At 68.8% G+C, this 21,835-nt stretch carries 14 protein-coding genes; 7 read left to right on the top strand and 7 right to left on the bottom strand.

What is annotated here, in order from left to right:
- Positions 1-32: 32 nt before the first annotated feature.
- Entirely contained in the window at positions 33-737 is a 705-nt protein-coding gene (locus BLP95_RS16245; protein WP_089681145.1) for a glutathione S-transferase, read from the top strand.
- A gap of 58 nt (positions 738-795) precedes the next feature.
- Here the strand turns inward: BLP95_RS16245 and BLP95_RS16240 are convergent, their stop codons facing one another.
- The 7 genes from BLP95_RS16240 to BLP95_RS16210 form a co-directional block, all read right to left on the bottom strand.
- Positions 796-1,545, bottom strand: a complete 750-nt coding sequence (locus BLP95_RS16240) for a YdcF family protein (protein WP_089681143.1) — start codon at positions 1,543-1,545, stop codon at positions 796-798.
- A gap of 83 nt (positions 1,546-1,628) precedes the next feature.
- The gene (gene nth / locus BLP95_RS16235) at positions 1,629-2,264 is read right to left on the bottom strand and encodes an endonuclease III (RefSeq protein WP_089681141.1); all 636 of its coding nucleotides are present in this window, start codon (positions 2,262-2,264) and stop codon (positions 1,629-1,631) included.
- A 195-nt stretch (positions 2,265-2,459) separates the two neighbouring features.
- Positions 2,460-3,245, bottom strand: coding sequence for an RnfABCDGE type electron transport complex subunit B (locus BLP95_RS16230; protein ID WP_089681139.1), 786 nt, complete (start codon positions 3,243-3,245; stop codon positions 2,460-2,462).
- Between the two features lie 6 nt (positions 3,246-3,251).
- The gene (gene metG / locus BLP95_RS16225; RefSeq protein WP_089681137.1) at positions 3,252-5,288 is read right to left on the bottom strand and encodes a methionine--tRNA ligase; all 2,037 of its coding nucleotides are present in this window, start codon (positions 5,286-5,288) and stop codon (positions 3,252-3,254) included.
- Between the two features lie 76 nt (positions 5,289-5,364).
- A complete protein-coding gene (locus BLP95_RS16220) occupies positions 5,365-8,526 on the bottom strand; it encodes a transglycosylase domain-containing protein (protein ID WP_089681135.1) in 3,162 nt (1,053 codons plus the stop codon).
- A 95-nt stretch (positions 8,527-8,621) separates the two neighbouring features.
- The gene (gene thiI, locus BLP95_RS16215; protein ID WP_089681133.1) at positions 8,622-10,085 is read right to left on the bottom strand and encodes a tRNA uracil 4-sulfurtransferase ThiI; all 1,464 of its coding nucleotides are present in this window, start codon (positions 10,083-10,085) and stop codon (positions 8,622-8,624) included.
- A gap of 122 nt (positions 10,086-10,207) precedes the next feature.
- Positions 10,208-10,489 carry a hypothetical protein gene (locus BLP95_RS16210; RefSeq protein ID WP_023005105.1) on the bottom strand — a complete coding sequence of 94 codons (282 nt, stop codon included), beginning with the start codon at positions 10,487-10,489 and terminating at the stop codon, positions 10,208-10,210.
- A gap of 425 nt (positions 10,490-10,914) precedes the next feature.
- On the opposite strand from BLP95_RS16210, the gene BLP95_RS16205 reads away from it, so the two are divergent.
- From BLP95_RS16205 to BLP95_RS16180, 6 genes are all read left to right on the top strand, one after another.
- The gene (locus tag BLP95_RS16205) at positions 10,915-12,954 is read left to right on the top strand and encodes a TolC family outer membrane protein (protein ID WP_089681131.1); all 2,040 of its coding nucleotides are present in this window, start codon (positions 10,915-10,917) and stop codon (positions 12,952-12,954) included.
- Between the two features lie 102 nt (positions 12,955-13,056).
- Positions 13,057-15,228 carry a type I secretion system permease/ATPase gene (locus tag BLP95_RS16200; protein WP_089681130.1) on the top strand — a complete coding sequence of 724 codons (2,172 nt, stop codon included), beginning with the start codon at positions 13,057-13,059 and terminating at the stop codon, positions 15,226-15,228.
- The gene (locus tag BLP95_RS16195) at positions 15,228-16,661 is read left to right on the top strand and encodes an HlyD family type I secretion periplasmic adaptor subunit (protein WP_089681128.1); all 1,434 of its coding nucleotides are present in this window, start codon (positions 15,228-15,230) and stop codon (positions 16,659-16,661) included. Before BLP95_RS16200 ends, BLP95_RS16195 begins: the two co-directional genes overlap by 1 nt.
- The gene (locus BLP95_RS16190) at positions 16,662-17,291 is read left to right on the top strand and encodes a helix-turn-helix transcriptional regulator (protein ID WP_089681125.1); all 630 of its coding nucleotides are present in this window, start codon (positions 16,662-16,664) and stop codon (positions 17,289-17,291) included.
- 156 nt (positions 17,292-17,447) lie between these two features.
- Positions 17,448-20,393, top strand: a complete 2,946-nt coding sequence (locus BLP95_RS16185; protein ID WP_089681122.1) for a retention module-containing protein — start codon at positions 17,448-17,450, stop codon at positions 20,391-20,393.
- 249 nt (positions 20,394-20,642) lie between these two features.
- A partial coding sequence (locus tag BLP95_RS16180) for a retention module-containing protein (protein WP_143004442.1) occupies positions 20,643-21,835 on the top strand: 1,193 nt, incomplete at its 3' end.

The following is a 21,835-nucleotide window of genomic DNA, read 5'->3' as shown; positions in this document are numbered from 1 at the left end:
GTGGAGGCTCCTTCACCGACGGGAGCCTGGTCATGATCGAGGTTCACCATCTGGAGAACTCCCGCTCGCAGCGGGTCGTGTGGCTGCTGGAGGAGCTGGGCAGCGAGTTCGAGGTCGTGACCTACCGTCGCGACCCGGCCACCATGCTGGCCCCCGTGGCCCTGCGCGAGCTGCACCCGCTCGGCAAGTCGCCGGTGATCCGCGACCGGGCACGGGGCGACCGGGCACGGGGCGACCGGGTGATTGCGGAGTCCGGGGCGATCCTCGACTACCTGATCGAGCACCACGACCCCGAGCGGCGGCTGGCCCCGGAGGCGGGCAGCGACGACCACGAGCGCTACCGCTTCTGGATGCACCATGCCGAGGGCTCGGCGATGCCGCCCTTGGTGATGCGCCTGGTCTTCTCGCGCCTCGGCCAGCCGCCGGTGCCGGCCCTGGCGCGACCGCTGGGGCGGCTGTTCGCCCGCGGGGTGGAGCAGCAGTACCTGGGGCCGGAGATCCGTCGCCTGGTGGAGTTCTGGGAGGGCGAGCTCGAGGCCAAGGGTCCCTGGTTCGCCGGGGAACGCTTCAGCGCCGCCGATATCCAGATGAGCTTCCCGCTGCTGGCCCTGGCCAGCCGCGGCGGCCTGGAGGACACTCCGCGGCTGCAGGCCTTCCTCGCGGCGTGCCGCGAGCGCGAGGCCTACCGGCGCACGGTGGCGCGCATCGGCGAGTTCGGCCTCGACGCCGGGGAATAGTGCAGATCCGGGCGGGGTCGACCTGCCCCCGGATGTCGCAGGCCGTTGTCGGGCGGGGTCAGGGTGTCGGCAGGCGGGTCTTCAGCCAGGCCACCCCGCGGCCCAGCCACTCGTGCAGGGCCCGACTGCTCTGGTTGAGGTGGTAGGCGCGCGGGATCCAGGCGTGGAGCCCCGGTGGCGGGGCGCTGGCGAACTCGGTGGGGGCGGGGATCACGGTCAGGCCGGCGGCTTCGAACTCGGCGATGGCGCGGGGCAGGTGCCAGGCCTGGGAGACCAGGGCGATGCGCTCTATGCCCGCCGCCTCCAGCATGGCGGCGCTGAAGTGGGCGTTCTCCGCGGTGTTGCGGCTCTCGCCCTCCAGCCAGCGCACCGGCACCTCGAACACCTCGCGCAGCGCTGCGGCCATCAGGCTGGCCTCGGCGCTGTGCTCGTCATGGACCCGGCCGCCGCTGACCAGAATCGGCCAGCCGCTGCCACGCTGCAGCCAGGCGCCGTAGGCCAGGCGCCGCCAGGTGGGGTTGGCGGGGGCGTCACCCCAGCCGAACTCGGGGCTCCGGGTGTCGCGGCCGCCGCCGAGGATGACGATGGCCCCCTCTCCGCGCAGCGCCGCCGGGCCGGAGAGTGGCGGCGGCTCCAGTCCCTGGCGCAGGGCGTGGCTCACCACCGGGGTGGCCAGCACCAGCAGGCTCGTGAGTCCCAGGGTGACGAGCAGCCCGCCCGTCAGTCGGCGGGTGCCGGCGGCGAGGCCGGCGAGGATCAGCAGGGCGTTGATCAGCGGCGGCAGCAGGAGGTACTTCAGGGCTTCCATAGGAGGCGTCTCGTCGGGGCCTGCCGCCAGTCAAACAGGCCGCGACGGTCGATGCCAGCCTCAGGTGGTCAACGGCGGCTCCGCTACAGCTCCGTTTTCTCCTTGAACTCGCAGAGGTCCTCGATCACGCAGCTGCCGCAGCGTGGCTTGCGTGCCACGCAGGTGTAGCGGCCATGCAGGATCAGCCAGTGGTGGGCATCCTGGCGGAACTCCCTGGGCACGTGGCGCAGCAGCTTCTTCTCCACCTCGACCACGTCCTTGCCGCGGGCGATGCCGGTGCGGTTGGAGACCCGGAAAATATGGGTGTCCACGGCGATGGTGGGCTGGCCGAAGGCGGTGTTGAGGATGACGTTGGCGGTCTTGCGCCCCACGCCGGGCAGCGCCTCCAGGGCGGCGCGGGTGCGGGGCACCTCGCCGCCGTGCTTCTCCACCAGCAGGTGGCAGGTCTTCATCAGGTTCTCGGCCTTGGTGTTGTAGAGGCCGATGGTCTTGATGTGCTCCTTGAGCCCGTCGAGGCCGAGCTCGATGATCGCCTGGGGCGTGTTGGCGACGGGGAAGAGCCGGGCCGTGGCCTTGTTGACGCCGACGTCGGTGGCCTGGGCGGAGAGCAGCACCGCGGCGAGCAGCTCGAAGGGGGTCTCCCAGTGGAGCTCGGTGGTGGGCTCGGGGTTGTGCTCGCGCAGCCGCGCGAATATTTCAAAGCGTTTCTGGGCGTTCATGGCGTCCTGTCGAATCGGAATGGCTGGCCCCGAAAGTACGGTCCAAAATCGGGGCTTTCCCGGCGACAGGTCTACGAGGAGGCGCTGTAAATACTTCCCTGTACGCTACCGACGCCATCCCTGGCGTAGGACCTCCTCTTCTACCTGTCCCCGGCGCCCCTCGCGCCGGTGGTGGCAGTCGTTGTCTTGAATTCGTCAGCCTTTCCGGACCTCTTCCAGTGCTTTCCTGGCCTCGGCGAGCAAACATTCGGCCTCCGGGAGCTGGCTCCTGGCGGTAGCCTCGGCCTCGCTGTCGCCACGACGGCGGGCGCTCTCCAGCTGCTGCTGCACGCGTCTGACGGCCTGCTCGGCGGCCTTGAGCGCCATCCGGCGCTGGCGTGTCGCCATGGGGCCCGCGACGGCGGGGCTGCCTTCGCCGCTGGGGCGGCGCTGCTGCATCAGCCGCTTCTGGCGCTCCAGACGCTTCTCGCGGGCCTCCCGGGCCAGCCGCGCCTGGCGGGTGCGATGCCGGCGGCGTCCCAGCTCGGCGCGCCGCGCCAGGTAGGCGTCGCGCTCGTCCTCGCTCTCGGCGGCCTGCCAGGCGGGGTGGGGCACCAGGTCGATGCAGTCCACCGGACAGGGCGCCACGCACAGCTCGCAGCCGGTGCATTCGTCCGTGATCACCGTGTGCATGCGCTTGGCCGCCCCCAGGATGGCGTCCACCGGGCAGGCCTGGATGCACTTGGTGCAGCCGATGCACTCCGCCTCACGGATCACCGCGGCCAGCGGCGACTGGGGCGGCTCCGCCAGGGGGCGTTCGGGCTGGCCGGTGAGCGCGGCGAGCTGCACGAGGGTGCGTTCGCCACCGGGTGGGCAGCGGTTGATGGGCTCGCCCTCGGCGATCGCCTCGGCATAGGGCAGGCAGCCATCGAAGCCACACTTGCCACACTGTGTCTGGGGCAGCAGGGCGTCGATGGCCTCGATCCGGTCTCGGCGATTCACGGTGGCTCAGGTCACCCGCTGGCCGGGCTCGGCACCTGTGTCCGGCGAGAGCAGGTAGATGCCCTCGTCGTTGGCCGAGGCCAGCACCATGCCCTCGGAGACGCCGAAGCGCATCTTGCGCGGCGCCAGGTTGGCGACCATCACGGTGAGCCGGCCCTCCAGCGCCTCGGGAGCGTAGGCGGCGCGGATACCGGAGAACACCGTGCGTGACTCGCCGCCCAGGTCGAGGGTCAGCTTGAGCAGCTTGTCGGCGCCCTCGACGTACTCCGCCTTGGCGATGCGCGCGATACGCAGGTCCACCTTGATGAAGTCGTCGAAGGCGACCTCGGGGGCGATGGGCGCCTCGGCCAAGGGCCCCTTGGGGGTCTCCTTGAGCTTCTGTTCCTCCACCAGATCCTCCTTGGACGCCTCGATCATGGCGTCGATCTTGTCCCGTTCCACGCGGGTCATCAGCGGCTTGAACTTGGCGATCTCGTGATCCAGCAGCACCTCGTGGCGGCTGTGCCAGTTCAGCGAGTCGAGCCTGAGGAAGTCACGGGCGCCCTCGGCCATGGCCGGCACCACCGGGGCCAGGTAGACCATCAGCTGGCGGAACAGGTTGATGCCCACCGAGCAGATGTCCAGCACCTCCTGCTCACGCCCTTCCTGCTTGGCCAGCACCCAGGGCTCCGCCTCGGCGATGTAGGTGTTGGCCTCGTCGGCGAGCTCCATCACCCGGCGCATGGCGCGGCCGAACTCGCGGGCCTCGAATTGCTCGGCGATCTCGTCGCCGGCGGCGATGAAGCGCGCCAGCATCTCCGGCTCGGCGCAGTGGGCGGAGAGCCTGCCGCCGCCGAGCTTCTTGACGAAGCCGGCGCAGCGGCTGGCGATGTTGACCACCTTGCCGACCAGGTCGCTGTTGACCCGGGCGGCGAAGTCCTCGAGGTTCAGGTCCAGGTCGTCGACCCGCGAGGTGAGCTTGGCGGCGAAGTAGTAGCGCAGGTACTCCGGGTTCAGGAAGTCCGCGTAGGTGGCGGCCTTGATGAAGGTGCCCCGGGACTTGGACATCTTGGCGCCGTTGACGGTGACGAAGCCGTGGCAGTTGACCGCCGTGGGGGTGCGGAAGGCGGCGCCATGCAGCATCGCCGGCCAGAACAGGGCGTGGAAGTAGACGATGTCCTTGCCGATGAAGTGGTAGACCTCGGCGTCGCTGTCCTTCTCCCAGTAGCTGTCGAAGTCGAGGCCCTCGCGCTCGCAGAGGTTCTTGAAGCTCGCCAGGTAACCGATCGGTGCGTCGAGCCAGACGTAGAAGTACTTGCCCGGGGCGTCGGGGATCTCGAAGCCGAAGTAGGGGGCGTCGCGGGAGATGTCCCACTCGTTGAAGCCGGCCTCGAACCACTCCATCAGCTTGTTGCGGATCTGCGGCTGGACGTGGCCGTCGTTGATCCAGTCGTGCAGGAAGTCGGCGAAGTCCGGCAGCTTGAAGAAGTAGTGGGTGGAGCCGCGTACCTCGGGGGTGGCGCCGGAGATGGCCGACACCGGGTCGATCAGCTCGGCCGGGGTGTAGGTGGCGCCGCACGCCTCGCAGTTGTCGCCGTACTGGTCGTCGGCCCGGCACTTGGGGCAGGTGCCCTTGATGAAGCGGTCGGCCAGGAAGAGGCCCTTGACCGGGTCGTACATCTGCTCGATGTCGCGGGTGGCGATATGCCCCTTGTCGCGCAGCCGGGTGTAGATCAGCTCGCTGAAGTAGCGGTTCTCTTCCGAGTGGGTCGAGTGATAGTTGTCGAAGGCCACGCCGAAGGTGGCGAAGTCCGCCTGGTGCTCTCGGCTGACGCGGTCGATCAGGGCCTCGGAGGTGATCCCTTCCTGCTCGGCGCGCAGCATGATGGCGGTGCCGTGGGCGTCGTCGGCGCAGACATAGTGGCACTCGTGGCCGCGGCTCTTCTGGAAGCGCACCCAGATGTCGGTCTGGATGTATTCGAGCAGGTGGCCGAGGTGGATGGCGCCGTTGGCGTAGGGCAGGGCGCTGGTGACCAGGATCTTGCGCGTGGCGTTCGTCGACATATCGGCTCTTGAATCCCAGGAAAATCAGACGCCCGATTGTAGCCGGGATGGCGGCCCACTGCACCCGGGGGCGGTCTCACGAGGCGTCGTTATCCTGCCGGGTGTCGTCCGCCATCAGCGGCTCGGGCGTGGGGGGAGTCTGGCAGCGGGTCTGTTCGCCGGAGGCGAGGTAGGGGGTGAGCAACGGGGCCATGCCCTTGAGCACCTGCACCGGCAGCCCGGAGGTGAACTCGAAGGCGTCGGCCTCGTCGCCGGGGACATAGGCGGTGAGGGTGCCGAAGTGATCGTCGCCGAGGGTGAAGGCGAAGGTGGCGGTGCGGCTGCGGGCCTCGGAGCTGACCACCTGGCCGCTGGCGGTCACCGTCACGAAGCGGTTGTCGCCGGTGCCGGTCTTGCCGCCCAGCGCCAGGGCGCTGCCGTCCTCGAGCCGGAAGCTACCCTGAAGGCGGCGCGCCGTGCCGCCCTCCACCACGCCCGCCAGGGCCCGCCTCAGGGTGGCGGCCACTTCCGGTGCCATCACCCGTCGGGCGCTGCTGGCGTCGGCCACGAAGCGGGTCTCGTAGGGGGTGTCCGCGGCGAAGTGCAGCGAGTCGATGCGCCGGGTGGGGGGACGCACCCCCTCGTTGAGGATGATGCCCACCACCTCGGCCAGGGCGGCGGGGCGGTCGCCGGAGCTGCCGAGCGCCGTGGCCAGCGATGGCACCAGGTGGTCGAAGGGATACCCCAGCCGCTGCCAGCGCCGATGGAGGTCGAGGAAGGCCTCCGCCTCGAGCATGGTGCGAATACGCGAGTCCCGCGCCCCGCGGTGGCGGGTCCGAAACAGCCAGCCATAGACCTCCTGGCGGGCGTCGCGGCTGGCGAGCTCGGTCGCGGCGTAGTCGGCGTCGGGACGGTCGACCAGGAAGCCCACCAGCCACAGCTCCAGGGGGTGTACCCCCCCGATGTAGCCCTGGTCGGAGAGGCTCAGGGTGCTGGGGTCGCTGCGCTCGTGGAGGGCGGCGAGGTCGATGTCGAGGCGGCGCCGGTCGCCCAGGCGCTCGGCGAGGAAGGCGGTCAGGGCGATGGCGTCGCCCTCGGGGTAGAGGTAGCGGAACACCGCGGCCAGGCGGCGGGCATCGGGCCTGAGGCCACCCAGCAGCGCCTCGAGCCGTCCGGCGGTATCCAGGTGGCGATACTTGCGCCAGAAGCGCTGAAGGAAGACGCGACCCTCGCGGTCGGCGAAGCCCTGCAGGTAGTCGAGGCGGCGCGGGTCATCGTCGTCCTCCAGCAGCCGCCGGCGCCCTGCCTCCTGGTGGATGGTGAACCGCACCAGGTCACGCATCAGGCGCACTAAGGGCAGGTTGAGGGAGTCGCTCAGCGCCTCCTCCACGGTCGGTCGCCGACGGTCGTCCTGGCGGCTGAAGTTGCTGAAGGTATGCTGCCCGCCGCCGGTGAAGAAGGTTTCGTGGGGACTCGCCGAGTAGCGCCGCTGCATGGCGGCGCCGAGCAGTGCCTCGAGGGAGAGCGACGGGTCGGCCGCCAGGCGGTCGATCACGAAGCGGCGGATGGCGTCCTGGCGGTCCACCGGCAGGGCACGCAACGCCGCGGGGTCCTGGCCGGCGTGTTCGGCGTGCAGCTCGGCGACGATCTCAAGGTAGCTGGCCAGCACGCGCAGCTTGGCGGTGGAGCCGAGCTCCAGCTTGCTGCCCTGGTTGAGGTCGAAGGGCTGGTGGTCGTTGTCCGTCTGCACCCGCACCGCGAAGCCGTCGGGCTGGCGCTCCAGCAGGGTGAAGCTGTAGCGCACCGCGCCCACGCCGTCGGCGTCCAGCAGGCGCTCGCCCAGCAGGCCCTGCTCGGCGGCAAAGCCTGGGTCGGCCAGGCGGTGGAGGTGGTCGGTGACCGCCTCCTGCAGCGGGACATTGAGGGTGGTGGTGGCGGCGAGGTCGAGCCGGTCCAGCTCGTAGAGCGAGAGGCCGAGCAGGCCGGCGAGTCGGGTACGGGCGACCTGCAGCGCCTTGCCGCCCTCGACCCGGAGGCGGATGGGGTCCTGGCTGAAGTCGCGGAAGCCGAGGCGCTGGCCGAGGGCGGCGTCGCGCAGCGCCGGGGAGAGCAGGCCCTCGCGGGCGAGCAGCGTCAGGTGGGCGTCGGTGAGCGCCTCCAGGGCGTCGCGGCGGGTCATCAGGTAGCCGCTGGGGCGGCGCTGGGCGATCATCAGCGCCAGGGTGCGACGCACGGCCAGGCCATGCTCGGCGCCGGGGGCACTGGTATTCGAGGCCTCGCGCAGCAGGCGGTTGGTGGCGGTGACGTCGGCGCCGAACCACACCGCCAGCCCGTCGCCCAGGCCGTGGACCTCGCCGTGGCCCGGGGCGGCGGAGAGCGGCACGCTGTTGAGGTAGTCCAGGGCGATGCGGCGGCGCTGGGTCAGGGTCTCGGGCCCATCGCGGTAGCCGCGCACGCTGGCCGAGACCATCTGGCGCAGCTTCTCGGTGGGGGAGTGGGTCAGGCCGCCGGGGGAGTGGCGATACTTCTCGATCTGGGTGGCCAGGGTGCTGCCGCCGGCGGACTGGCCCGGCAGGTCCAGCGCCTCGCCTAGCTGGGAGAGGGCCGCCCGGGCGAAGCGTGGCCAGTCCACCGCCGGGTTGGCATGGGGGCTCTCGGTGTCGAGCAGGCCGCGGTCCTCGATGAACAGCAGCATCGCCAGCGCCAGCGGCGGAACGGCGTCGAAGTCGGGGTAGTGGTGACCCGGCTGGCGGAAGCGGTAGAGGGGCGCGCCGCTGCAGCTTTCGAGATCCAGGCCGGCCCGGGTCTTCTCCTCGTAGGGCGGGAAGAAGCCGCGCTCCACGTAGCGCATCATCGCCGGCGAGAGGCGCGCCTGGGCCTCGACCGTGAAGTCGCGCTGCAGTAGCCGGCGCTGGAAGTCGGGCAGCCGCGTGTAGCCGAGCCGCTCATCGAAGGGGCCGTGGCGCGGCGGTTGCCAGCGGTCGCTGGGGCCGGGGGCGAGGGTATAGGTGAGCCCCGCGGCGTAGCGGGAGAGCTCGCGGGACTGCCACTCGGAGGTACGCACCTCGGCCACCACCAGGCCGGCCACGGCGCCGACGGCAAGCATCAGGATCAGCAGCAGCCAGGGCCAGCGGCGACGCCGGCGGGGCTTCGCCGCCAGCGTGTCGGGTACCCGGGGCGGCCGGGGCCAGCCCGGGTCGAGCAGGACCTCGCCGCTGCCGGGGGCCCGCGGGGGTGGCGGATGGCGGTGCCTTCCCATGGTCTCGCTCCCGAGGTGACCCTTCTGTAACGAAAGGTAGCTTTCCCTCTAGCGTAGACGCATACGCCCCCGTTGCGGCGGGGAATTCAACGGGCTCAGGACGCCTGGTAGACGCCGAAGTGGGTCAGGCCACGGTCGTGCAGGTGGAGTGCCTGCATGCGGCTCATCACCCCCTGGTCGCAGTAGAGGAAGTAGCGGCGGTCGTCGGGCAACTCGGGTGCCCGCTGCTGGAGCTCGTAGAAGGGGATCTCGAGGCAGCGTCCGGCGGCGAGCCGGAGCGGCGCCGCCTCGCGCTCCGCCGGTGCCCTGATGTCGATCACGCTGACCGCGTCGCCGGCGCCTGCCTCGGCCAGTGCCGCGTCCGGTCGAGGGGCTGGCTCGGGGTCGGCGAGCCGGTCGCTGCGGGTGACCTCGGCGGCCTCGATGGCGGCATCCAGCACGGTGAAGTCGAAGCCGGCCTCCGCCTCGGCGACCTGGTCGCGGCGGGCGCGGGTGTTGGGGCGCCGCGAGATCACGCCGCAGTACTCCGGCATGCTCTCGGCGAAGCGGGCGGTGTCGATCTCGCGCGCCTGGGCGATGATCGCCTGCTTGTCCTCGGTCAGCAGCGGGCGCAGCAGCGGCAGCTCGCTGGCGTCATCGATCAGCGCAAGGTTGGTCAGCGTCTGGCTCGAGACCTGGGCGATGGCATCGCCGGTGACCAGCGCCGGCACCCGGTGGCGACGCGCGATGCGCGAGGCGGCGCGCACCATCATGCGCTTGAGCACCACACCCATCATGCCGTCGGGCACCTGGCGCAGGATCTCGCCGACCACCGGCTCGAAGGGGACCGAGATGAAGTTGACCCGGTGCGAGAGGCTGTAACGCTGCCACAGGTGATGGGTCACCTCGCGTACGCCGCGCTCGTGCTCGGGGCCGCCGAGGTTGAAGAACAGGAAGTGCGTCTTGATGCCGCGGCGGATCATGCGCCAGGCCGCCACCGGGGAGTCGTAGCCGCCGGAGATCAGCGCCATGGCCTGCCCCTGGAGGCCCAGCGGATAGCCGCCCAGGCCGGGCAGGCGGCGGTCGATCAGGCGCAGGCGGCCCTCGGCCACCTCCACGGTCACGTCCACCTCGGGGCGGTTCAGGTCGACCCGGGCGTCGGGTGCCGCCGCCAGCAGCGCCGCCCCTAGGTGGCGCTCCATGTCGGCGGAAGTGAAGGCGTGACTGCCGCGGCGCTTTGCCGACACCCGGAAGCGACGCCCGGCGATCCGCTCCCGCCAGCGCGGCACCACCGACTCGGCGATCTCCTCGAGGGTAGAGAAGTCCACCTCGCGCACCTCCTGCACCTCCTGAATGCCGGGGAGGCGAGACAGGCGTGCCTCCACCTCCTCGGCGAGGCCAGGGGCGGCCGGCTCGGGCAGGGTGACCCTGAGCAGGTCCCATGCCTCGCGCACCCCGATGCGCGCATCCAGCGGCTTCAGGGTGTTGCGCACGTTGGCGGTCAGGCAGCGGGTCATGTGACGGCGCACGGAGCGCGACTTGATGGTGATCTCGGGGAACAGCTTGAGCAGATAGTACATGAGGCGAGAGTTTGTATAACTCTAGTCAAAACAATGGCTTGTCATTGTACCAGAGCCGGCTTGCGCACACACGACGACGCCCGGCCGGGGCCGGGCGTTGAGGTATCAGGGGTGGAGGAGCGTCAGTAGAGCGCCTGCTCCTCGTTGACCACCTCGCGCAGCAGCTCCAGGAACAGCTTGTCGGCCTCGGAGTGCTCGGCGGGATCCTCCGGGATATGCACGCTGGTGGTGTCGGAGATCTCGTTGGCGATGCGTGCCATGACCGCGGAGGAGCTGCCCTCCGGCAGGTGGCGGCGTGCGACCTCGAGGGACTGCTCGAGGATCTTCGGGTCCTGCAGCAGCTTCTTGATGAAGCCTCGCAACTCGTTGATGACGCGAGTCTTCTGGATTTCGGAAGAGGACATGGCGTTCTCCTTGTGATCACCGGCCGTGTCGATGGTCGAGACGATAGCACGTTTGCCGGGGCGAGGTGAGGCCCGGGCCCGCCATGTAAGCCTTGTCCTACATCAGGAAAGTGCAATCTCCTAACGGAAGGGGCGCGATTGTGCTGGACAACGCCACACCCTGAGTTACGCTAAGTTACAAATACGTCATGGCGCCGGGGTGAGGGATCTGGTCATCCGGGATTAGCCACTGCCGACCGCCGACTCACCCTTCTCGGCAGGTGACGTGGGCGTGGATGACGTAGACCGCTGCAGGGGAACCTCGAACGGGAAGGGAAGCGCCAGTGGGTCGCGCGGGACACGCGATCGCTGAGGCCCGACAACAGCAAGCCGCGTCCTGCTCACCGTCTGCGGGGGCAGTGACCCATCATCGCAAGGGAACCGTCATGAAGCGCACAACCGCAACCTCCACACGTCGTCTGGCCGGTGCCGCCGGCCTGGGTGCCGCCCTGACCCTGATGCCGATCGCCGCGGCGGTCGCCCAGAACCTGCCCCAGGGGCTCTATGCACCAGGCTCGGCGGAGCTGACCGAGGTGGTGCGTCAGGCCCTCGCCACCAATCCTGAGGTGCACGCCGCCTGGAACGGCCTGCGTGCCGCCGAGGACGATGTGGACGTGGCCTTCGGCAACTACCTGCCCAGCGTCGACGTCAACGCCGGTATCGGCCGCGAGTATCGCGAGGGTGAGGTGGGGACTTTCAACCAACCCCATAGTGGTAGCTACGAGACCCGCTTTGCCGAGATCACCCTGAGCCAGATGATCTACGACGGCTTCGCCACCGCCAGCGAGGTGGAGCGCCTCGACCGCGCCAAGCTGGTGCGCTACTACGAGCTGATCGGCGCCAGCGAGAACGTCTCCCTGGAGGCGGCTCGCGCCTATCTGGACGTGCAGCGCTACCGCGAGCTGGTGCGCCTGGCCCAGCAGAACTACAGCGACCACCTCGAGGTGTTCAACCAGATCGAGGACCGCGTGCGCTCCGGCGCCGGGCGTGGCGTGGACCTCGAACAGATCAGCGGCCGTCTGGCGCTGGCCGAGTCCAACCTGATGACCGAGGCCTCCAACCTCCACGACGTCACCGCCCGCTACCAGCGCATCGTCGGCGAGCTGCCGGCCGCCCAGCTGGCGCCGGCCCCGACTCTCGACGATAACCTGCCGCCCAACGTGGCCGCCGCCCTGGACCTGGCCTTCCAGGGCAACCCGGAGTTCCACGCCGCCATCGAGAACATCGAGGCCAGTCGGGCCGAGCGCGAGGGCACCAAGGCCGCCTTCCACCCGCGCCTCGACCTGCTGGGTCGCGCCGGTGAGTATCGAAACGACAGCGGTTTCGACGGCTTGGGCGATCGCGAACGCCAGTCCATCGAGCTGGTGGCGAGCATGAACCTCTATCGCGGCGGCAGCGACCTGGCCTCCTTCCGGGCCGCCAGCAACCGGGTCGAGCAGTCGATCAACCTGCGCGAGAAGGCGTGCGTCGACGTGCGCCAGACCACCCAGATCGCCTACAACGACACCCAGCGCCTGCGCGAGCAGCTGCAATACCTGAACCAGCACCGCCAGTCCATCGACCGCGTGCGCGGCGCCTATCAGCAGCAGTTCGACATCGGCCAGCGCACCCTGCTCGACGTGCTGGACAGCGAGAACGAGTACTTCGAGGCCAGCCGTGCCTTCGTCAACGCCCAGTACGACGTGGCCATCGCCGATGCCCGCACCCTGGCCGCCATGGGCCGGCTGATGCAGACCCTGGGCGTGATGCGCGATGACATGCCGACCCTGGCCGAGATGGGCAGCGACGGCGTCGCCCTGGACCCCGAGACCATCTGCCCGGCGGATGGTCCCATGGGCTTCACCCTGGCCGACTTCACCGGTGAGCCCCCGGAGCGCGCCCCCGACGTGACCCTCTCCGCCGATGCGCTGTTCGCCATCAACAGCGCCGAGCTCTCCCCCGAGGCGCGCGGTGAGCTCGACGACCTGGCTCGCCAGATCCGTGGCATGGACAACCTCGAGCGGGTCTTCATCGCCGGCCACGCCGATACCACCGGCAACGACGCCATCAACGACCCGCTCTCCCAGCGGCGCGCGGATAGCGTGGCCAACTACCTGATCAGCCAGGGCGTCGACCGTAGCATGGTCCAGACCCGCGGCTACGGCTCCCGCGAGCCCGTCGCCACCAACGCCACCGTGGAGGGGCGGCGGCAGAACCGTCGCGTGGAGGTGACCCTGGAGCGGGTGGGCGAGAACCTCGATATGACCGACTTCCGCCCGGCCGCCCTCGAGTCGCTGGCGAAGGGTGAGGTGCGCAGCGCCCCGACCGTCGACGCCGACGCCTTCGCCCCGGTGGCCGGCGGCCTCTATGCCGAGCTCGACGCCCTGGTGGCCGTCGAGTCCGGCAGTTATGCTCAGGTGAGCACCGGCGGGTCCCCGCGCGGCTGAGCAAGGCGAGCGACCTGATGGCCGGGGAGGAGGAGCCTCCCCAGCGAGACCTTGGCCCCATCGACATCCTGCCGATGGGGCCATTCGACGCAAGAGGTGTCTGTGACGCAGAGAGAGCCGCTGGAGTCCTCCGAAGGTTCGTCGCGTTCCGCGGTTCAGGATGAACTGCTCGAGTGCCTGCAGACGGTGGCCAGCTGCCATGACCGGGCCACCACCGCCGAATCCCTGACCGCCGGGCTGCCCCTCGAGCAGGGGCGCCTGACGCCCGGCGTCTTTCCCCGCGCCGCCAGCCGTGCCGGCCTTTCGGCCCGGTTGGTCAAGAGTCGCCTGGTGCAGCTCAACCCGGCGCTCTTTCCCGTGGTGCTGCTGCTGGAGCCGGGCCGCGCCTGCGTGCTGCTGGGTCTGGACCTCAAGGCACGCAAGGCACGGGTGATCTTCCCCGAGCTCGGCGATGCCGAGAGCGAGGTGGCGCTGGATGGCCTGCAGGCCAGCTACAGCGGCCAGGCGATCTACGTGCGCCCGCGCTTCCACTTCGATGCCCGCGGCCCCGAGGTCAACCGGCAGCGCTCGCGCCACTGGTTCTGGGGCGTGATCCGCGAGAACCGCAAGCTCTACCGGGACGTGATCGCCGGCTCGGTGATGATCAACCTCTTCGCGGTGGCGATGCCGCTGTTCGTGCTCAACGTCTACGACCGGGTGGTGCCCAACCACGCCACCGAGACGCTATGGGTGCTGGCCATCGGCATCTTCGTGGTGCTCTGCTTCGACCTGGCGCTGCGGCTGATGCGTAACGCCTTCGTCGACCTGGCGGCGAGCCGTGCCGACGTCAAGCTCTCCTCGTCGATCATGGCGCGGGTGCTGGGGCTACGCATGGAGGCACGTCCGGCCTCCACCGGCTCCTTCGCCGCCACCCTGCAGTCCTTCGAATCGGTGCGCGCCTTCATCGGCTCGGCCACGGTGGTGGCGCTGGTGGACCTGCCCTTCGTGCTGATGTTCGCCGGCATCATCGCCCTGATCGGTCCGCCGCTGGTGATCCCGGTGCTGGTGGGCATCGTCTTCGTGCTGCTCTACGCCCTGGCCGCCCAGGGCAAGCTCCATGAGCTCTCCGAGACCACCTGGCGGGTCAGCGCCCAGCGCAACGCCACCCTGGTGGAGTCGGTCTCCCAGCTGGAGACAGTCAAGACGCTGCGCGCCGAGAGCCGCATCCAAGGCATCTGGGAGAAGGCCTCGGCCTACCTCTCGCGGACCGCCGCCCAGCTGCGCCTGGTCAGCTCCTCGGTCTCCAGCGTGGCGCTGTGGGCCCAGCACAGCGTGGCCGTGTGCGTGATCATCATCGGCGTCTACCAGATCATCGAGGGCAACCTCACCCAGGGCGGTCTGATCGCCGCCTACCTGCTCTCCTCCCGCGCCATGGCGCCGATCAGCCAGGCCGCGGCGCTGCTCGCCCAGTACCACCAGTCCTCCACCGCCCTGCAGTCGCTCAATGGCGTGATGGAGCGCCCGGTGGAGCGCCCCGAGGGCAAGGCGTTCGTCAGCCGGCCGGTGATCCGCGGAGAGATCCGCTTCGACAAGGTCTCGCTGCGCTACCCCGAGCAGGAGAACGAGGCGCTGCGGGATGTCTCGCTAACCATTCAGGCGGGGGAGAAGGTGGCGCTGCTGGGGCGCATCGGTTGCGGCAAGACCACCCTCAACAAGCTGGTGCTGGGGCTCTATGAACCCACCGCCGGGGCGGTGATGATCGACGGCGTGGACCTGCGCCAGTTCGACCCCATCCAGCTGCGTCGCCAGATCGGCTATGTGCCCCAGGACGTCAGCCTCTTCTACGGCACTCTGCGCGAGAACATCGTCGCCGGTGGCGGCGCCGAGGGGGTGGATGACGAGGCGCTGCTGCGGGCCATCCGGCTCAGTGGCCTGGAGCACCTGGTCAACACCCATCCCCAGGGGGTCGACCTGCCGGTGGGCGAGCGGGGCCAGGCGCTCTCCGGGGGGCAGCGACAGTCGGTGGCGGTGGCCAGGGCCCTGGTGCACGACCCCCAGGTCCTGCTGCTGGACGAGCCCACCAGCTCCATGGATCACACCAGCGAGGAGGCCTTCAAGGCCAACCTCAAGAGTTTCGCCCGGGCCAAGACCATGATCGTGGTGACCCACCGCACCTCGCTGCTGTCGCTGGTCGATCGCATCATCGTCATCGACGCCGGCCGCGTGGTGGCCGATGGCCCCCGCGACAAGGTGGTCGAGGCGCTGCGCAAGGGACAGATCGGGAGGGCGCGCTGATGGCTAGCAGGAAGCCGGGCGCCACCGCCGAGCAGCGTGGCTTCGAGGCGATCGGCCGCTTCTCCGAGGTGGGTGGCCGGCCCTTTCGCCCCTTCATGGACCGCCTCTTTGCCAAGCGGGTGACCGCCGCCCACCTCAACCGCGACTGGGCCAGCGATGCCGACTGGGCGCGACTGCAGCAGGATCCCCTCCGCGCGCGCTGGTTCCTCTATACCGTGCTGCTGGCCATCGTCGCGCTGCTGGTGTGGGCTTATTTCGCCCCCATCGACGAGGTCACGCGTGGCGCCGGCCGGGTGATTCCCTCCAGCCAGTTGCAGCGGGTCCAGACCTACGACGGCGGCGTGGTGCAGGAGATCCTGGTACGCGAGGGCGAGCGGGTGGAGCAGGGCGAGGTGCTGATGCGCATCGACCCTACGCGCTTCTTGGCCAACTTCCGCGAGAACCGCGCCCAGGCCGAGGCGCTGCAGGCCCGTGCCGAGCGGCTGCGCGCCCTGGTCACCGACACCTCCTTCTCACCCTCCGAGGAGCTGGTGAGCAAGGCGCCGGACATCGTCGCCCAGGAGCGCGACCTCTACGAGAGCAACCTGGAGCGACTCGAGGAGGAGCGCCGCATCCTCGAGGAGCGCCTGGCCCAGCGCCAGGCGGAGCTGAGCGAGGCACAGTCGCGGCGTGATACCGCCGCCAGCCAGCTGGGCATGGCCAGCCGCGAGCTCAACCTCACCCGGCCGTTGTTGCAGTCCGGGGCCGTCTCCGAGGTGGAGGTGCTCAGGCTGCAGCGCGAGGTCTCCCGGGCCAGTGGCGAGCGCACCCAGGCCAGTGCCCAGGTCGAGCGGCTGCAGGCGGCTATAGAGGAGGCCCAGGCGCAGCTGCGCGAGGTGGAGCTGGAGACGCGCAACCGCTGGCGGGAGTCGCTGACCGAGACCCTCGGCGAGCTCGCGGCGCTGCAGGAGTCCGGCACCGGGCTGCAGGACCGCGTGCGCCTGGCCGAGATTCGCTCGCCGGTGGATGGCGTGGTGCAGCGCCTCAACATCAATACGTTGGGCGGGGTGGCGCAGCCCGGTCAGGAGGTGGTGGAGATCGTGCCGACCGATGACCAGCTGCTGGTGGAGGCGCGCATCGCGCCCCAGGACATCGCCTTCCTGCGTCCCGGCCAGCCTGCCACCATCAAGCTTACCGCCTACGACTTCGCCATCTACGGCGGGCTCGAGGCGGAACTCGAGCACATCAGTGCCGATACCATTACCGACGACAACGACAATACCTTCTACCTGGTGCGCGTGCGTTCGACCGAGGAGGCGACGGATCATCCCGACATGGAGGTGATCCCGGGCATGACCGCCCAGGTCGATATCATGACTGGCAAGCGTACCGTGATGCAGTTCATGCTCAAGCCCGTGCTGCGGGCGTGGAGCAACTCGATGGGAGAGCGATAGATGGCGACCTACTTCGTCAGTCAGGGGCACGACGAGATTCCACGCTGGCAGGAAGCCTTCCCGGACGCCCGCCTGATTCGCCCGGAGGACCTCAAGGCCAGGCTGGTGCGTGGCGACTGTGTCTGGGTGATGGCGGACGCGCCGGAGTGGCCGGAACAGGTCGGCGAGCTTCAGCGTCGCGGCGCCGCCGTCGGCGTGATGACCTACTCGCCGGCCACCGCCGAGGCCTTCCAGGCGCTGGAGAGCGGCGCGCGGGCCTATGTGCATGCCCTCTCGCCGCCGGAGCTGCTGCGCCAGGCCCGGCTGGTGATCCTCAACCAGGGGATCTGGGTGCCGCCCGAGCTGATGGCGCGGGTGGTGGGGGGCGTCTTCCATGCCCTGGGCGGCAGCCCGCGCGATCGCGACGAGGCCCTGGCACCGCTGACCGAGCGCGAGCGTGCCGTGGCCCTGGCGGTGGTCGAGGGGTACAGCAACAAGGAGGTGGCGCGTCGGCTCGACATCACCGAGCGCACCGTGAAGGCGCATCTGGGGGCGGTGTTCCGCAAGCTCGGCGTGCGTGACCGCATGCAGCTGGTGCTGCGGCTGACGTCCGTTCCGGAGACCGCCCTCGGGGTGGGGCGTGGCAGCTGACGGCCAGCCTCCGGAAACCTGACCTCGGTCAGGGTTGTGGATGCCATGTCCTTCGGTCCAATGTTGCCGCGCCCGAGGATTGCCTAAGTTTCCGGTATCGAACGGGCGTTTGTCGGCAGGCCCTTTCCGCCACTCCTTGCAGCAGGAAACACCACCATGATCATCGCCACCGTTACCGCCATCTCCGGTCAGGCCTGGGCACGTGACGCCGCGGGCAACCTTCGCGAACTCCGCATCGGCGACACCCTGCAGGAGGGAGAGGTGCTCGTTACCGCCGAGGGCGGCCGCGTCGAACTCGACGTTGGCGGTGGCGCCGATCCCACCGTGATCCAGGGCGGGCAGGAAGTCGCCATGTCCCCGGAGCTGGATGCCGAGGCGCCGGTCACCGAGGAGGAGGCGAGCGCCCTGGACGAGGACCTCGAGACACTCCTGACCGCCATCGACGAGGGAGAGGGGGACCTGCTGGTGGACCTCGACGCCCCAGCCGCCGGCACCGGCCCCGGAGGCAGTGCGGAAGGCGGCCACAGCTTCGTGCGCCTGGCGCGGATCGTTGAGCCGCTCACGCCCCTCAGCTACGCCTATGGCCTCGGTCAGCTCGAGGAGGTCGAGTTCCCCGAGGATGAGTTCCTGGCCCAGGCCGCCGAGGAGGACTCGACCCCCGGCGTCGCCACCGAGGACCTGGATGGCGATGGCGACACCGTCTGGGAGTCGGCGCTGACAGAGGGCAGCGGCGGGGGTGTGGCCACCACCGGCGGGGCCTTCCAGATCGACACCGGCGGCGATGAGCTGGCGTTGATCGAGGTGCAGGACGCCGACGGCAACTGGGTGGCCATCTCTGAGACCGGCACCGCTGTGCAGGGCGACTATGGCGTGCTGAGCGTCAACCCGGACGGCAGCTGGACCTATACCCTCAGCGAGCCCCTGGCGCATCCGCTCGCCGGCGAGACCGGTGCGAGCGACCAGCTGCCCGCCGAGACCTTCGCCGTGCGCGTCACCGACGATGATGGCGACGTCTCGGCCCCGGCGACGCTGACCATCACCATCACCGACGATGGTCCCACCGCCGTCGAGGATGCTGGCCTCGTCGCCGAGGACACCACCACGGCGCTGACCGGCGACGTGCTGCTCAACGACACCCTGGGCGCCGACCGTCCCGAAAGCGTGGCCTTCGACGACACCCAGGCCAGCTACGGCACCTTCACCGACAACGGCGACGGTACCTGGAGCTACCTGCTCGACACCACCAGCGCTGCGGTGCAGGGGCTGAGCGAAGGCGAGACGCTCACCGAGACCTTCGCCTACACCCTGACCGATGCCGACGGTGACATCAGTACCGCAACCCTGACCGTCACCATCACCGGCCAGGACGACGGCGTGCTCCTCACCGGGATCAGCGCCGGAAGCGCCGAGCAGACCGTGCTGGAAGCCAACCTGCCGGCCGGCTCCGACGCCGACGCCACCGCCCTGACCCAGAGCGGCACCTTCAGCTTCGTCGCCCTGGACGAGCTGGGCAGCCTGACCATCGCCGGCCAGAGCCTGACCCTGGCCGAGCTGCAGGCGCTTTCGGCCGACAGCCCGCTTGCGATCACCACAGACCATGGCACCCTGCTGATCACCGGCTTCAGCGGCGACGCCGCCGGCGGCACGCTGAGCTATAGCTACACTCTGGACGCCACCGTCGACAACGACACGGTCAGCGGTGCCACCGGCACCGAGTACCTCGACAGCTTCGCGGTCGGCCTGGTCGATGCCGACGGCAGCAGCGCTACGGCCTCGCTGGATATCCGCATCGTCGATGACGCACCAAGCCTGGATGCCGGTAACCTGGCCATTGCCAACATCGCAGGAAGCTACGAGGGGTCCTACGAGCTTATTCCCGGTGCGGACACTCAGGACTTTGCCGATCAGGCATCGCTGCAGTGGTTGAATGCCGCGGAGGGCTATTCCCTGGTCTACGACGCTGAGAGTTCGACGGCCGATCTCCAGGTGTTCAACGGGGTCTACAACGAGGGTGAGGACACCTTCTTTACCCTCGCAGTGAGTGCTGACGGGACCTATACCTTCGAGCTGGTCCAGCCGGCACCGGTGCTGGAGGTGCCGGTCGAGAGCCTTCTCGCCGGGGTGACAGGCGGGAGCAACCTGCCCCAGTACGTGTTCGACGCCAGCCTCTTCGGCGGCTACTTCGAGGTGGTGGTAACCGGATCGAACGACGATGGCGACGGCACGCTGACCATCTCCGCCACCGAACTGGGCGTCAACGATAACGTGGTCCATGGCGACAAGGGAGATACCCTGACCTTCGACGTGGTGCCGGTGTCCGGCTTCGACAACGTCACCCTCTCCGAGCTGACCTTCGAGATCGCGGAGACTGCCGGCGCCAAGCCCGGGGACATGGTCGAGCTCCGCATCGTCTACGACGGGGATGGCGGTGAAACGGTCTACTCCGAGGCCATCGGCGACGACTACAGCATCACGGTATCGACCGATCCTTCGCTGACGGTTGACTTCATCGAGCTCGCGCCGGCCGACAAGGTCAGCCTGAAGATCGAGGGCCTCTCGGCTGGCTACGCGATCCTCGAGTACCCGGATGACTATCAGCTCGACTTCGCGCTCACGGGCACAGACGCCGATGGCGACGAGGCCGTCTCGGACTTCTCGGTGGTGGTCAACACCACCGACACCGGAAGCTACGAGATCACCGGTACTGTAGAAAGCGATACCCTCTACGGCACCGGCGGAGACGATACGCTCACCGGTGGCCCCGGTGCCGATACCTTCGACTGGAACCTCGGCGACGAAGGCAGTGCCGATTCGCCTTCCCTGGATACCGTGACGGACTTCTCCGTCGGCGAAGGTGACATGCTGGATATCTCCGACATGTTGAGTGGCATGCCGGACGGCGCGGATCTTTCGTCCTTCATCCAGGCGGCGCCCAGCGACAGCGGCACCATGCTCTACATCAGCACCGAGGGCAGTCTGGCCGATGGCGACCTTTCCGGCGCCGACCAGATGATCCTGCTCAGCAATGTGGAAATGGGCGACCTCTCGTCTCTGCAGTTCCTGCAATCCCTGATCGAGGAGGGACAGCTCGAGATTGATTGAGCCATCCAGCCTCAGAGCGCCCGTCACCCGACGGGTGCTTCTCTTCCAAGCCTACGTCGACGCGGGCTTCCCCATAGCATCGCACCGATAGCGCTTGCTGCCTGACGTAGATCAAGACATCAGGCATTCCTGCCTAACCTGTCCATCGGTCCAATATCCCGCCCCACGGTTATTGCCTAGCTTCAATGTATTGAGCGGGCGTGCGTCGGCACGCCTGTTATCGCCAGAACACCCTGCAGGAGTCACACCATGACCATCGCTACCGTTACCGCCATCACCGGTCAGGCCTGGGCGCGCGACGCCGACGGCAATCTTCGCGAACTGAGCATCGGTGACACCCTGCAGGAGGGAGAGGTTCTCGTCACCGCAGATGGCGCCAGTGTCGAACTCGACTTCGGTGACAACCTCGATCCCACCGTGATTCAGGGCGGCCAGGAAGTGGCCATGACCCCGGACCTCGGTGGCGAGGAAGCGGTGGCCGAAGAGGAGGCAACCGCCCTGGATGAGGATCTCGAGGCCCTGCTCACCGCCATCGACGAAGGCGAGGGCGACCTGCTCGCCGAGCTGGATCCCACGGCCGCGGGTGCCGGCCCCGGTGGCGGCGCGGAAGGTGGCCACAGCTTCGTGATGCTGGCACGCATCGCCGAGCCGCTCAGCCCGCTTAGCTACGAGTTCGGCATGGGCGCCCTCGACAGCGGCGAGTTCCCCGAGGATGAGTTCATCGCCCAGGCCGAGGAAGAGGTTGTTGAGGAGCCCGTGATGGGCTTGGTGAGTTTCGAACTACTGGGAATGGAAGGAGCAGTCAATCTTGGTGGAAGCTCCATCGTTGAGGACGAGAACTTCCTAATCGTGGCCACTGTCGATACCCCTCCAACGGGCACGCCGTTGGAGATTACTCTCTCGAATGGACAGCAGATCACGATTGCTGTCGGTGAAATCACCGGTCAAGTCGCTTTCGAGTCTCGTGAGGATGATTTTTTCATTCAGGGTGATGAAACTATAGGGCTGAGTGTTGCCGATACCTCTGGTGGCGGGTACGACGAACTGACCATCGGAGATGTTCCGTCGTTGACCGTGGTCGACGACAACGACACCACCACGGTGACGCTGGACGACGTGACGGTGAACGAAGCGCAACAGCTGGTCTACACCGCGAGCGTGGACAACGCCCCGCAAGGTGCCTTCAGCGTGACGCTGAACAACGGCGTGGTGATCAATTTTGCCGACGGTGCGTTGACTGGCAGTTCGGAGCCGCAGCCAGCCCAGGGTGAAGACGTTTACCTTGATGCTGACAGCTTCCCGATCAGCATTGCTTCCACCAGTGGCGGCAACTACGAAGCGCTGGACACCACTGACACCGCAACGGTGACGATTACCGACACCACTGACACCACCACGGTGACGCTGGACGACGTGACGGTGAACGAAGCGCAACAGCTGGT

The sequence above is a fragment of the Halomonas shengliensis genome (assembly GCF_900104135.1).
Lineage (GTDB): Bacteria > Pseudomonadota > Gammaproteobacteria > Pseudomonadales > Halomonadaceae > Halomonas > Halomonas shengliensis.
This window is presented reverse-complemented; position numbering and strand designations above follow the sequence as displayed.